8 protein-coding genes are annotated in these 14193 nt (G+C 55.9%); 7 read left to right on the forward strand and 1 reads right to left on the reverse strand.

The window, feature by feature from the left end; genetic code table 11:
- Nucleotides 1–186: 186 nt before the first annotated feature.
- Nucleotides 187–2199: a transglycosylase domain-containing protein gene (locus ADJ70_RS05065; protein WP_083443828.1), complete on the reverse strand. Its 2013-nt coding sequence runs from the start codon at nt 2197–2199 to the stop codon at nt 187–189.
- Between the two features lie 477 nt (nt 2200–2676).
- Here ADJ70_RS05065 and ADJ70_RS05070 point away from each other — a divergent pair, with 477 nt between their 5' ends.
- The 7 genes from ADJ70_RS05070 (at nt 2677) to ADJ70_RS05100 (ending at nt 14187) form a co-directional block, all read left to right on the forward strand.
- The gene (locus tag ADJ70_RS05070) at nt 2677–4461 is read left to right on the forward strand and encodes a DUF4012 domain-containing protein (protein ID WP_172674449.1); all 1785 of its coding nucleotides are present in this window, start codon (nt 2677–2679) and stop codon (nt 4459–4461) included.
- A 37-nt stretch (nt 4462–4498) separates the two neighbouring features.
- Nucleotides 4499–6148, forward strand: coding sequence for a hypothetical protein (locus ADJ70_RS05075; protein WP_050344071.1), 1650 nt, complete (start codon nt 4499–4501; stop codon nt 6146–6148).
- A 60-nt stretch (nt 6149–6208) separates the two neighbouring features.
- Nucleotides 6209–8107 (forward strand): glycosyltransferase, encoded by a 1899-nt coding sequence (locus ADJ70_RS05080; RefSeq protein ID WP_172674450.1) that lies wholly within the window; start codon nt 6209–6211, stop codon nt 8105–8107.
- Nucleotides 8097–9074: a glycosyltransferase family 2 protein gene (locus ADJ70_RS05085; protein ID WP_050344074.1), complete on the forward strand. Its 978-nt coding sequence runs from the start codon at nt 8097–8099 to the stop codon at nt 9072–9074. Before ADJ70_RS05080 ends, ADJ70_RS05085 begins: the two co-directional genes overlap by 11 nt.
- Nucleotides 9075–9280: 206 nt before the next feature.
- Nucleotides 9281–10498: a tyrosine--tRNA ligase gene (tyrS, locus tag ADJ70_RS05090; protein WP_050344076.1), complete on the forward strand. Its 1218-nt coding sequence runs from the start codon at nt 9281–9283 to the stop codon at nt 10496–10498.
- Nucleotides 10499–10595: 97 nt separating this feature from the next.
- Nucleotides 10596–11612 carry a glycosyltransferase gene (locus ADJ70_RS05095; RefSeq protein ID WP_050344078.1) on the forward strand — a complete coding sequence of 339 codons (1017 nt, stop codon included), beginning with the start codon at nt 10596–10598 and terminating at the stop codon, nt 11610–11612.
- A gap of 58 nt (nt 11613–11670) precedes the next feature.
- Nucleotides 11671–14187, forward strand: a complete 2517-nt coding sequence (locus ADJ70_RS05100; protein WP_253273239.1) for a U32 family peptidase — start codon at nt 11671–11673, stop codon at nt 14185–14187.
- The last annotated feature ends 6 nt before the right edge of the window (nt 14188–14193 follow it).

Below are 14193 nucleotides of genomic sequence, written 5' to 3' on the forward strand. Positions count from 1 at the left end.
CCTCTCTATGCAGGATACTGTTGTAGTTGCATGCCCCAGTTAGGGTCCATTTCTCTGTCTGCTGGGTCTGCAGACGCCACCGCACGGAAGTTTGGTTGACCAGTAATTGTCATCCTTGAAGATTTCTGGTCGAGTATCTGCATCTGTACCTGTCACGGAAAGCTAGGATGACCTACCCGCTCTCTGCTAGTCATCCGAATTGTTGGTATCGGTACCTGTCCTGCTCCTAGAGCTGCTGGTGCTCCTTTTCCTGGACGTTCCAGGCTCGTTGGCCTTCGGGAACGACCATTCGCTATTAGACTTGTAGTCGACTGTCTCGTTTGTGCTGGGAAACTCCTCACGATCCACCCCGGCGAGCGCCGCGTTCACAAATCTGACGAAGATGGGTACGGCAGTGTTGTAGGGATGACCATACGAACCTCCCACGCGAACCGATGACTCCTCCATGTAGCCGCACCAGATGGCAACCGAGAGTTGAGGGGTAATGCCACAGAACCAGAGGTCTCGGTAGTTCTCGGAGGTGCCGGTCTTTCCTGCCACGGGTTGTTTCGCATTCATTGTCGAGGCTATGACGCTTGCCGTGCCGTTGCCCTTGCAGACGCCCTCCATGACATCGCGTGCCGACTCGGCGACGGGGGCGCTGATGGCCTGCGCCGGTGAGTCCACGTGCTCGTAGACAGTATTACCATTGCGATCCTCAATCTTTGTGATGGCTATGGCCTTACGGTGAACACCGTTTGTGGCGATAGTCGCGTACGCCTCAGCCATCTGGATGGGCGGTATGCCTGTGGTTCCCAAGGTGAGCGAGTCATAGTTCTCCATCTGCGCGGTAATGCCCATCGCCTGGGCGGTCGAGATGATCGTGTCGGTCCCGATTGCCTGAGCTACCTGTACGAACCCCGTGTTTGACGAACGTGCGAAGGCCTTCGCTAGGCTCAACGTTCCGTAGCTCTCGTTCCCAAAGTTCTGTACCCTCCACGTGGACGTGAACTGCATTGGTGAGTTACAGTTTATGGATATGTTGGGGTTCATGCCCTGCGATATGGCGTCCACAAGGGTGAAAGTCTTGAAGCTCGATCCTACCTGTCGCGTTGACTGCGTCGCCATGTTGTACTGACTCTGCTCGTAGCTCTTGCCCCCGACCATGGCAACCACATAGCCCGTGTTTGGGTCGATGGCCGCGAGCGCAGCTTGGAGCCGCCTGTTGTTTATGGCATCGAGCTGGGTGCTGACCGCCTGCTCGGCATCTTCCTGGATTGACGGATCGAGCGTGGTGTGGATCTTGAGGCCGCCCTTCATGACGATGTCGCGATCGAAGTCCTCGAGGAGGAGCTGCTTAACGTAGTCGGTGAAGTATGGGTACCTGATCGTTGGATTCCCGAAGGTCCCCTCGTTGCATTCTATGGGTTCTGCCACCGCTGCGTCGTGCTGCTCTTGGCTAATCTCGCCTACGGAAAGCATGCGTGCCAGCACCGTGTTGCGGCGAGCCTTTGCCATGTTGGGATTTAGCAATGGATCGTAGGCCGAGGGAGACTGCGGTAGCCCGCAGAGCGTGGCCGCCTCTGCCAGGGTGAGGTCCTTGGCACTCTTATTGAAGTACGTGATAGACGCAGCTTCGATCCCGTAGGCGCTGTGGCCAAAGTAGATGGTATTGAGGTACATCGTCAGAATCTGATCTTTATTGTACATCTTCTCCATCTGGATAGCTATGTAGGCTTCGCGCACCTTGCGCTTGAGCGTCGACTCAAACTGCTCGTTTGACAGGACGGTATTGCGCACAAGTTGCTGCGTGATAGTGGACGCGCCCTCCGAGCCCCCGGAGATCTGCACGTAGACGGCACGCATGATGCCCTGCGGATCGACTCCCTTGTGTTGGTAGAAGCGCTTGTCCTCGGTGGCTATGATGCCCTTGAGTACATAGTCCGAGATCTCGCTCTTGTCGACGGAACGGCGGTTCTGCAGATAGTACTCGCTGATCACCGAGTTGTCAGCCGCATACACGGTGGTGGGCTCGGCAACGAGGTAGGCATTTGCCGAGGAGTAGTCCGGGAGCTCGCTGAGCCAGTTCGTGACGAGCGCTCCGACAGAGAGAAACATCGCCATCACGAACAGGGCTATGAAGCCGAAGAATCCGGCTATGCTGAAGCTTACGATATGAGTGCGGGAACGCGTGCGTGCCCTACGGGTACGAATGCCCATGAATGCCTCCTTGCGATGTATAACCATCACATTATAGGATAGAGGCATGGATGAATCTGTTGCGACTTATGGCTCTTGACGCACTGTGGAAAAGGAGCATGCTGAGGTGGTATGAAAAATCCTCGTGGCAATCGACGTGGGGGGCGCCGTCCGTTCGCCTTCCTTATATATGCTCCTTGTGTCTCTGTCGCCGGTAGATGACAGAGGGAGGAAGGTGTGTGAGACTGAACTGTTGGATGGCGCGTATGAAGACCATGCCTGCTGTCATGTGCTTTGCTGGGTATTCCGGAGGTCGGTATGGAAAAACATTTGAGACAAGCGGGTTCCATGGAGTGGGGTGACAGGGATGGTCACGATGTCAAGGAGGGGTGGACTACACGCTCGCAGCGGCCTCTTGAGCAGCTACAGTCCCTCTCCCAGCACGTCTACATACCACCCTCCCGTTCCGGTCGCATGCGTACATCGCGTGGTGGATCTGTGGGGAGGGGAGCTTCTGGCACGAACCATGGGTCGCCTGCATCGACGATTGGCCATGTCATTGCCTCGGTGATCGGCGTAACCATAGTCTTACTTCTGGTGGTGGGAGGGCTCACAGCATACAACGTCTACAACAGCGCCAAAAGAGTTGCCTCTGAGGCAAGTAACATCATGGCCTGTGTCGACAAGTTTGAGACTGCCACAAGGGATGGCAACCCCCAGGCACTCCGATCTGCGGCAAGCGACATCAATGGATCTGCCCATGGCATCCAGAACGAACTCGGCAGCCCTTGGTGGGTCATTGCATCACTCGTCCCGGTATACGGTTCCGACGTCAAGAGCGCGCAGACGCTTGCAGACAGCATGGTCGATCTTTCCGACAACGCCCTGTCGCCGCTCGCATACGACTCAGGCGTGTTGAGCCTCTCCAGTCTCGTGAGCGATGGCGCCATCAACGCCGATGCCATCTCGTCTCTCGCTTCGACCTGCCAGGCGGCCCAGCCCATCGTGCGCAGGAATGCGGAGGCTATCAACGCCCTGCCCGATGCCCATATCGAGCAATTCGCTACGGTGTTCCGCAAAGTGAGGGGTCGGTTGTCCTCTTTCGATGACGCCCTCACGAAGGCGAACAGGATCTTGCCGGTTTTGCCTGATATGCTTGGCGCTGGTGGGCAGACGAGGCGCTATCTGATTGTTGCGCAGAGTAATGCGGAGCTTCGACCAACGGGTGGCCTTCCTGGATCTTGGGGTCTTATGGAGGTTACTGATGGAAAGATTGTGTTGGGTAAGTTCAGCTCGCCGGGGACTAGTCGGAGTTCGGATGGGGTAGTTATGTCGCCTGACGAAGTGGAGGTCTTCGCCGACGTCTACCAAGACATGCAGGCTGAGCGAAAGCCAACGAATTGCAACTTTAATCCCAACTTCCCACGCACTGCAGAGTTCCTGCGAGGCTTCTGGCGTAATCACGCAGGTGATGATGTGGATGGCGTGATCGCGATCGACCCTGTGTTCCTACAGTACGTCCTTGCTGTGACCGGCGGTGTAACCACAAGCATAGGTGCGACGATCGATGGTGCTAATGCAGCCAAACACCTTCTCAACCGCGTATATTGGGATGTTCCCTTGAGCGAACAGGACTCCTATTTTAATGACGTGGCAGGGCAGGTCTGCACAAAGATATTTTCTGGCATGGAATCCTCGAACATAGCTGATCTAGCACGTGCTATCGGAAAGGGTATAGATGGAGGCAACGTTCAGGTGTGGATGGCAGAGCCAGGTGAACAGGGTGTTATGCGAGAGCTGCACGCTTCTGGTGAGGTGTCTTCAGACCCCTCACATCCAGTGATTGGGGTCTACTACTACAATTATGACCATTGTAAGTCTGACTGGTACATGTCATCTGATACGAGTGTGGGGATAGCGAGGGCAAATGACGACGGAACAGTCAGTTATTCTGTGACGACGAGCATTACGAATTCACTGACACGCGAAATTCTCAATTCGGCTCCTTCGTACGTCAACGCTGCTGATGGAACGCTAAGTAACGAAGTTATCTTATACGCGCCTGCGGGGGGTTTCATTTCCGACATCAACTGTACAAGCGATGATCTTACGTTTGAGTTCAGGTCATGTAGTCTGGATGGCTTTAATGTGTGGTCTGGGCTTGTCTTCACGAGGGCATCCGGGTTCTCAACAATACGCTATACCGTCACGGTTCCGAAAGAGGCCGCAACAGTCCCAACGGTAAGAACTACTCCGATGGCCTCTGCATCTGTAAGCATATAGAAGGACGGTGCATGCAACGTTGGGAAAAAGGTCTCGCATGGAAAGGGGAAGGAAGCTCGAGAAGATTGGCTCTCTGTTGGAGAGTATGAGTCTTGGTATCTTTGTGGCCATTATGGCACTGCTTGTGGCCCTATGCGCGTTTGTCACTACGCTCTTCTCTGATATGGTTAATGAGAGCTTCGTATTCAGAACGTGGCTTTGCCCGCAGCATCTCGATCAAATGTTGCTCGGGCTTGTTATGGCAGGCGCCATCACGCTGGTTCTTTGGTTCGTTCGAAATGTCTCGGAGCGTCTTGATGAGCGAGTCGTTACCCTAGTATCATTGATCGTCATGATAATAATAAGCTGCTACTTTGTCTTCAATACTCCACATGCAAGGCAAGGATTTCCTGACTCATCGTCTTTGATAGCTTATGCATCCCAACATGTCCAAGGAGACTACCAGGCATTTCAGCCAGATGCTCCTTTTTTGCAGATTGATGTCCCCAATGCGTACTCGTATTTTTCTCTGTACCCATTTCAAGCGGGTGCGTTTTACTACTTTGTTGTTATCTTTCGTATTTTCGGTGCGGGCAATATTCTTGCAGTAGAGGGCATGAACATCGTCGCAAATACGCTTGCGTTCATTGGGCTTGTGGGAGCGTCGCACATGATGCTCAAAACCAAATGCGCAAGACTCCTCTTGGTAGTGCTCCTCGGGCTGTGTCTTCCCTTCTCCCTGTCGACAACATTCCCATATGGAAATTCGATGGGCTTTGGACTCATTTGTCTTTTTCTCTGGGCACAGGTCGCTGCTCTCAAGAGCAAATCGTGGATAAAGATAGCCTCTCTGCAGCTGATGTCACTGGTGGTCCTAACATTCTCCCTTATTATTAAACCGACTTTCAAGCTTGTTGCGCTCGGAGCATGTCTCTGCTGGTTTGTTGTCGCACTCAAGAGGGCAAGGTTCCGAGGACTTGTCTGCGTTTTGGTTACGACACTGGTGGCGAACGGCCTCAGCGGCCTTCCGACGTCTTTGTTGGAAAGACGCTACAACGTCAGCTTTGGTCCCGGCCTTCCAACAGTCTCATGGATCGAGATCGGACTCACCGAGGCAGAAGGTACCACATGCAGACCGGGCATGTGGGATGCAAACGCGATCCAGCAATTCGTCTCCTTTGACCGCGATACGCGTCTCGTGGGAGAGGCCGCCTCGAGATCAGTGATGAGCCAGTTGTCGCACTTCGTGGGCCATCCCTCCTACGCACTATGGTTTTTTGCTACAAAGTTATCTGAAGAATGGGCTGAGCCCAGTTTCCAATCGGTTATGTACACCCATATACATTATGATGCGGACGGCAATCTCACGAACACCGCCCTTCTCGAGAGTGTTCCTGTGGTTGCATACATGGATGGCTATCAGCTCGTGGTGATGGCTGGTGCGTTCATTGGTTCTATGGAGATCTTTCGAAGGCGCAAGGCGGGAGAAAGCGATCCATTCCTTCTCTTGGCGTATTGTGTTGGGATTGGCTTTGCCTGCTATGTGCTGTGGGAGGCAAAACCTGTGTATCTGATGCCCTTCTTCGTTCTATTGCTGCCTGTGGCATCCTATGGCTTGGACCTATGGCTACCATCTCCATGGAAGAAAGTGGTTCGTGCGAAGCATCTTCGCGTTGCTGCTACCATGACTGAGGACGATAAAGAGTAATCGGGCTGCGTCATGCAGCGCGCTTAGATAACATGCAGCGACACCGAAAGAGGTATTACGTTGAAATTCGTGAAGATTGCCAATGTCCTCTTGGAGGATACTCGTCAATTTAACACCACCCCTCTCCTGTATGTGAGGAGCTCACAGGGGGTGGTGCCAGCTGATGAGGATAGCTGGATGCTGCAGGGGCCAGGAGCCTTTGACTTTACGACGTTCTTTAATGCGCTCTCGATAGGCAAGTACGATAAGTACACCTCCGCCAAGGCCTATCGCCTACACCTTGAGCTCAAGGGGGCGGCGGCTAGAGTCAAGTTGACTCGTGTCGATCAGTTCGACTACTACTCTCGTCCACAGAGGGAGGGTATAGTCGAGATCGCCGCGTGTGGTGAGTGGTCTTTGGTAGACATCGATCTCTCATATCGTGACCCTGATGTGCTCGTTGGCTTTATCGTCGAAACAGACGGGGATGTATGGTTGAGGAATGGGCACTACAGCGCCCTTGTTGAGGAGAGCGACATACGTGAGGTCAACCTTGCCCTCTCTACGACTACCTTTAAGAAGGAGCAGTTTATCACGCGCAACATCGATCTTGTGCGAAGGGAGATCTTGGGTAGCCAAGAGGAGATCGCAGCGCATTTCCGCATGTACGTTATCGATAACGGCCGCACGCTTGACACCAAGACGCTTACAAGTAACGGTATCGAGATTTACCCCAATAGCAACGTCGGTGGCTCGGGCGGGTTTGCCTACGGTATGCTCTTGGCGCAGAACCAGGGTGATGTCACGCATGTCCTACTCATGGACGATGACGTGGAGGTCTCGCCTGAGAGCATCAAACGCAGCTATGCCCTTCTTACCATTGTGAACGAGCGCTATGCCGAGGCGTTCATTAGTGGCGCCATGATGAATTTTGACGAGCCGGACATCCACTGGGAGGACGTCGGTTACATGACGCAGGGAGGCGTCTATCGTTCCCTCAAGCCACTTCTGAGAATGAGCGTCTTACATGATTGCACGACAAGCGAGAGCTTTGAGCCAGACGTCGCCACATGGGATGATCTGAAGCAACGCTATGCTGCTTGGTGGTACTGTTGTATCCCCGTCTCTGTGATTCGTAAAAACGGTATGCCGCTTCCCTTTTTTGTGCGATTCGATGATGCGGAGTATGGTATGCGCTGTAAGCCTCGCATCATGACGCTTAATGGTATTTGTATTTGGCACCTTGCCTTTTTCATGCGCTACAACGCTGCCGTCGAGCGCTACCAGACTATGAGGAACGGTCTAGTCGGTCAGGCAATCACAGGCGTTGCGCCTCTCACCGACTTTACTGAGGAGCTTCGGCGCAATGTCATGATTGAGCTCGTGAAGTTCAACTACGCGGATGCCGAGCTTGTACTGGAGGGATTCGAGGATTATCTTGCCGGACCGGGCCGGTTCCTTCAGAAGGGCTTCGCTGAGAGACGCTTCATGGACGCTAACAGGAACAAGGAGAAGCAGCTTCCGTTCGCTGAGCTCAGGGAGCTCGTTAAAGATCAGTTTAGCCTCGACTTGGAAAAGATCGGCACCGATGAGATCCTGCGCGATCTGCCCTTGGGAGGTAGACTGCACGGCCTTACCTACAACCTTTACCATACACGCTTGTTTGAGCGCTCGCTCAATGGTCAGCTTTACGGAAAGCTGAGACCTTTTGGCAGCAGCACTGCCGTTATTGAAGGGTTGGGCTGGGCGTGTCCCTATGGCAAGCTATACGGCGTTGATAATGTCATTGCCATAAATATCCAGCAGAAGGTTGGCGTCATTCGTCACCGCGACGCACGGCGGGCACGGGTCCTTTGGCGTCGGTTTCAGGAAGATCTCAGGCGTTATGGGAAGGAAAAGTCTGCCCTGAATAGGAGCTATGCCGACGTTCGAGCAGAGGTGACTTCTGTGGATTTCTGGAGGGATTATCTTGACATCTAGCAGCGTAGATGTTGCGAGACAAGCTCCAAGTCTAGCGATTGTTGTTCCCTGCTATAACGAAGAAGAGGTCCTGCAGCAGTCTGGGGCAGTTTTGCTCGACAAGCTTGAGGTACTGAAGGGAAGGGGGCTTGCAAATCAAAATAGCAGAGTTATTTTCGTCGATGACGGCAGCGAGGATCATACGTGGGGTATTATTCGTGCCCTACATGAGGAGAGAGACTACGCTGAGGGTATTAGGCTCTCTCACAACAGAGGCCATCAAAATGCCCTCCTCTGCGGGCTCATGCGCTCACTGGAGAGGGGTTTTGATGCTACCATCTCGATCGATGCGGATCTGCAGGATGATATTGACGTTATGGATGACATGCTACGCAAGTATCTGCAAGGCGCGGAGATCGTCTATGGGGTACGTAACAACCGCGACACGGACTCCTCCTTCAAGCGCCTTACCGCAAGGGGCTACTACCACGTTATGCGCGGCCTCGGAACCGAGATCATTGCGGATAGCGCTGACTTCAGGCTTATGAGTTCTGTCGCGTTGAGGGGGCTGTCCGAGTATGGCGAGAGGAACCTCTTCTTGCGTGGCATCGTCCCATCCCTCGGCTTTAGGACCGAGAAAGTCTACTATAGGCGCAAGGAGCGACTGGCAGGTGAATCGAAGTATCCGCTCCGCAAGATGATCGCCCTGGCCATTGAGGGCATCACATCCTTTAGCGTGAAACCCCTCGTGATGATTACGACTCTTGGGCTCATCTCGATGCTTGTTGCCATCGCCATGCTTATCTATACGATAGTAAGTGTCGCGATGGGACATGCGGTTGCTGGATGGGGGTCGATGATGGTGTCAATCTGGCTCGTTGGTGGGCTACTCATGATATCCATGGGCGTGACGGGAGGGTATGTCGGCAAGGTGTACCTTGAGGTCAAGCACCGCCCTCGCTATCTCATAGAGGACGAGCTCATCTGACGGCTACTCTCTGCCCTGAGAAGAGCTCTTGCAGATATTCTCAGTTTTTGTTTGTGCTTGATGCTCGCTTTGAGTCTACGCATTGGGAAAGGTGGTCCGCTTTTGCAGCTGTGCGATAAGCACGTTGAGCTATGGTGTCCGACGTCGCAAGTCATGCGGCGTTACTCCCATGCGCCTCGCAAAATCATATGGTGAAGGGAGTAGTTTTGCTACCAGTAGACAAGCAACTTAAGGTCATCACATCGGGCACCATGCAGATCGTGCCCGAGGAGGAGCTCAAAAGGAAGCTTGCGAAGGGGCGGCCCCTCAACGTCAAGTTGGGTGTGGATCCCACCTCGCCTGACTTGCACCTTGGTCATGCGGTACCCCTGCGAAAGATGCGCCAGTTCCAAGACCTAGGACATACGGTCACACTCATCATAGGCAACGGAACTGCCCTCATCGGTGATCCCTCGGGTCGCGACAGCACGCGCCCGCCACTCACTGAGGAGCAGGTCGAGGCAAACGCCCAGACGTACGTTGAGCAGGCTATGAAGGTGCTCGATCCTACGAGGACGACCATCGTTCACAATGGCGATTGGCTGAAGCCCCTCAACCTCGCGCAGATGCTCGGTCTCATGAGTCGATTCAACGTTGCGCGTATCCTCGAGCGCGAGGACTTCCACAGGCGTTATGCCGAGGGTCGCTCCATCGCCCTGCACGAGTTTATCTATCCCGTGCTCCAAGCATATGACTCTGTGGTCATCAAGGCGGATGTCGAGATGGGCGGCAACGACCAGATCTTTAACCTGCTCGCCGGACGAGACCTCATGCGCGCAAGAGGCATGGAGCCGCAGGTGGCCCTCACAATGCCACTTCTGGTGGGCACTGACGGTGTCAAAAAGATGTCTAAGAGCTACGGCAACTACGTTGGTCTGACCGATGAGCCATCGGATATGTTTGGTAAGATCATGAGCATCACCGACGAGCTTGTACCCATGTACTTTCGTCTCTGCTCCACGATACCCCCAGATGAAGTTGACGCGATAGATCGTGCCTATGCTGACGGCACGGCAGACCCTTACGAACTTAAGCGTGCCCTTGCCGCCAACATCGTTGACCTCTATCATGGCGCGGGGGAGGGAACAAGGGCGATGAATGCCTTCGACGCTACGTTCAGGAAGAGCGAGGTTCCCGCTGACATCGCAGAGTTTCCACACTCTGTCGTCGAGGTCAACGACCAGGGACAGGTTTATTTGGGAAAGCTGCTTGTAAACGTGAAGATTGTGAAGAGCGCAGGAGAGGCGAGACGCCTCATCGATGGTGGTGGTGTTAAGATTAATGGTAAGACGGTAGCCTCGAGGTGCTACAACGTGGAGCATTCCCTCCTTTCAAAGGGCACCGTCCTGCAAGTAGGCAAACGTCGGTGGGCAAGGCTGGTGTGACATCACGTTCACTAATGGGACGTCGACTGTCGTGAGAGGCGACGCAAGAGGACATGAGTGTTGCGTGTTGACATCCTATCGCCGAGGGAGTGGCTAGATGGCGTACGTGAGCGAGAGTTTCGAGGACGTTGCTGTCCTTATCCCCTGCTACAACGAGGCGCAGACTATAGGTAAGGTCGTGGATGACTTCAGGAGAGAACTTCCTGGCGCCACGATCTGGGTCTATGACAACAACTCTGCTGATGACACAGCGGACATAGCCCGCAGTCACGGCGCAATCGTTCGTCCGGAGCCTCGTCAGGGCAAGGGCAACGTTGTACGCCAGATGCTGCGTGACGTGGATGCGGAGCGGTATTTGATGGTCGATGGCGATGACACCTACCCGGCCGAGGCAGCGCGCATGCTTCTGGCGCCTCTTGAAGCCGGCACGGCTGATCACGTCGTGGGCGATCGCCTCTCGAACGGGAGCTACGGGGATGAGAACGACCGTGCCTTTCACGGTCTTGGTAACGACCTCGTACGCTGGCTCATAAAGCTGCTTTACGGCTTCGAGTTCACTGATGTGATGACAGGCTATCGCAGCTTCAACTACGCCTTCGCTAAGACGCTGCCCGTGCTCTCTCCGGGCTTTGAGATCGAGACGGAGCTCTCCATCCACGCGGTGGACAAGCGTTGGAGGATAGCGCAGGTCCCCATCAAGTACCGAGACCGTCCGGAGGGTTCGGTATCCAAGCTGAGCACCTTCTCGGATGGAGCCAAGGTCCTCAAGATGATAGGTCGCCTCTTCAAGGACTATAAGCCACTCGGTTTCTTCTCCCTCGTGTCCTTTGTCGTTCTGGTCGTCAGCCTCTGCCTTGGGGTGCCGATCATCGCCGAGTTCAGGGTGACGGGGCTCGTTCCCCGTCTCCCGACGGCCATTGTTGCCGTTGCCTTTGCGGGCCTTGCCGCGCTGCTCTTTGCCTGTGGCCTCATCCTTGACACGGAAGTCAAGGCCAGTCGTCGCCAGTGGGAACTTGATGTCATGAGGGTGTACACAGAGATGCGCATACGTCCCAGGTCAGAGGGAGCTGTGTCGGGGGATGACTCGACGAGAGGGTCGGCTACCTCAGCGTGATGGCGATGCTCTACTCGAAACATCTCATGCCTGCCTCTTTTGCTTGATGCAATCTCCCATGAAAGTGCCCGAGCTGCTCGCGCCTGCCGGTGATCCAGGGTCGTTCAACGTAGCGCTTGCGGCAGGCGCAGACGCCATCTACTGCGCCCTCGGAAACGACTTCAACGCCCGTCGCAAGGCGAGCAACTTCACGCCCGACTCCTTCGAGGCGGCCTGTCAGAAGGCGCATCTCGCGGGTGTGCGCGTTTACGTGACGACCAATATCGTCATCAAGAGCGAGGAGATGCCACGAGCTCTCGCACTCGCTCGTGAGGCGTGGCTTTTGGGGGCAGACGCCCTTATCATCCAGGACTGGGGACTGCTCTTCGAACTTCGTCACCGCTTCCCTCAGATGGAGATTCACCTATCCACACAGGCCAATGTGCACGATGCACGTGCGGTGGCCTGGTGTCGAGGCTTGGGTGTGGCGCGCGTGACGCTGTCGCGGGAACTCTCGGTGGATGAGATATCTCGCATCTCCCAGGAGGGCGTTGAGCTCGAGGGCTTTGCTCATGGGGCACTCTGTTTCTGCTACTCGGGCGTGTGCCTGATGAGCTCGCTCGCCGGTGGACGTTCCGCCAACCGGGGGCTCTGCGCGCAACCCTGCCGCCTGCCCTACCGGTTGGTGGACGAGTCTGCCCACGACGTCTCTGCACCCAACCGTCGCCTACCACTTTGTCCTAAGGACTATTGCACCATAGACCAGCTGGGAAGCCTCTCTGAGGCGGGCTTGGACTCCATCAAGCTTGAGGGGCGCATGAAGGCGCCCGACTACGTATATGCGGTGGTTCGTTCCTATCGTGCTCAGCTGGATGACCTCGCAGTCGACCGCACGCCTACGGTCGAGGAGGGTGTCCTGCGTCACGAGCGTCTGCGACGCGCATTCAATCGTGATTTCACCCACAGCTACCTGGACGGGCGCGCCGATGATGACATGATGAGCTACGAGCGCTCCAACAACAGGGGACGGCTCGTGGGACGTGTGGTGGCCTCGCGCGATTGTGGTGGTGCTAGGCTACGCAGGGGTGGAGCAAACGGTGGTCGCGAACGCTTCAGGTTCAAGAGACTCTTTGAGGTGGATGTCCTTCTTGATAGCTTCGTGGGTGGCGGGGATCTTCTGGAGATCCGTCCTGCGAGCGACCCCACGAAATTTCTGACTACCACCGCACCTGCCGATGCCAAGACAGGCTCAGTCATATGCTGCAAGGCAGTGCGTCCCATGGAGTCTGGCTCCTTGGTGCGCGTCATCTGCTCGCGGCAGGCCATGAATGAGGCGACGCGCCTCGCTGCGGGAGGTGAGAGGCGTAAGCGTCTCGTCACGGTACGAGTGCTCGCGCGACTGGGAAAGCCGTTTGTGGTCGAGCTTGCCTGTGTAGATGGGGCGGCGACGGTACGTGTGGAGGACTTTGTGGTCGAGTCCGCACGGACCAGGGCTGTGAGCGAGCAGGATTTGATCGAGCACGTGGGGCGCATGGGGCATACTCCCTTTGCGCCCGTCACTATTGAGGTCGAGTGCGATGCGGGTTGTGGCCTGAGCTTCTCGGCTGTTCACAAGGTACGCTCAAAGGCCTGTGAACTGCTCGAGCGAAAGGTACTGGAGTCCTATTCTACTGTAGTGCGTGGGAGGAACCTCGCCCACGCACCTGATGGCGATGATGTCGCGCTGCAGCTGCGCCTCGCGCGCCAAAAGACGGGTGGCAGAAAGCCTGTGCCTGTCGGTGAGGTCGAGATCTGCGCCCTCGTACCGACGCCAGAGATTGCCGACGCTGCGAGTAGGGCGGGGGCCACACGCATGTACGTCACGCCTGACGCCCTCATTGAGGCAAAGGCGGATGGTGCTCCATGGCCGTCTGACGCTGCCCTCATCCCCTGGCTCGACGAGGTATGCCGCGAAGCTGACCACAGGCGTCTGGACCCGCTTGTCAGGCGAGGCGAGGCCTGTGCGGTGGGCAATGTGAGTGAGTTGGCGCTCGCAGTTCAGCGAGGTGCGGCCGCAGAGATCAGGCCCTGTATTCCCGTTCATAACGAGAGCTGCCTCACTGTCCTCGAGACGGCCGGCGCCATGGGCCTTTGGTTCTCGCCGGAGCTCACGCTTGAGGAGGTCTGCGCCTTGGGACGCGTGGCCTCGATACCCTGCGGCCTCATCGTGAGCGGACGTACGCAGGCCATGACCAGCGAACACTGCGTTCTTCAGACGACGGGCCACTGCCTCCATGACTGTGCGGCCTGTGAGCTGCGCCGAGGACGTCACTTCCTCAAAGACCGCAACGGCCGGCTCCTTCCTGTACGCACGGACCTTGAGGGCCGCAGCCACATCTATGCGGCGCGGCCGCTCGACGCGACCCCTGAGCTTGGTAGGCTCCTTGCGGCGGGCATCACGCGCCTCATGGCAGACTGCACGCTCCTCTCTGCCGAGGAGACGACACGCGAGGTTGCGCGCATTGTCCGTGCGCTCGCTGCCGTAGCCGCCGGCAGGCGTCCAGCCAAGCGGATGGGGCATGCGGACTCCGGCCATCTCTATGAGCCCATAGCATAGATACGT

It is taken from the genome of Olsenella sp. oral taxon 807 (genome assembly GCF_001189515.2).
GTDB lineage: Bacteria > Actinomycetota > Coriobacteriia > Coriobacteriales > Atopobiaceae > Olsenella_F.

What these genes read in the sequence shown, in the direction of transcription:
- ADJ70_RS05065 (WP_083443828.1), bottom strand. Translation starts at nt 2,199, where the DNA reads ATGGGCATTCGTACCCGTAGGGCACGCACGCGTTCCCGCACTCATATC.
- ADJ70_RS05075 (WP_050344071.1), top strand. Translation starts at nt 4,499, where the DNA reads ATGGAAAGGGGAAGGAAGCTCGAGAAGATTGGCTCTCTGTTGGAGAGT.
- ADJ70_RS05095 (WP_050344078.1), top strand. Translation starts at nt 10,596, where the DNA reads ATGGCGTACGTGAGCGAGAGTTTCGAGGACGTTGCTGTCCTTATCCCC.
- ADJ70_RS05100 (WP_253273239.1), top strand. Translation starts at nt 11,671, where the DNA reads ATGAAAGTGCCCGAGCTGCTCGCGCCTGCCGGTGATCCAGGGTCGTTC.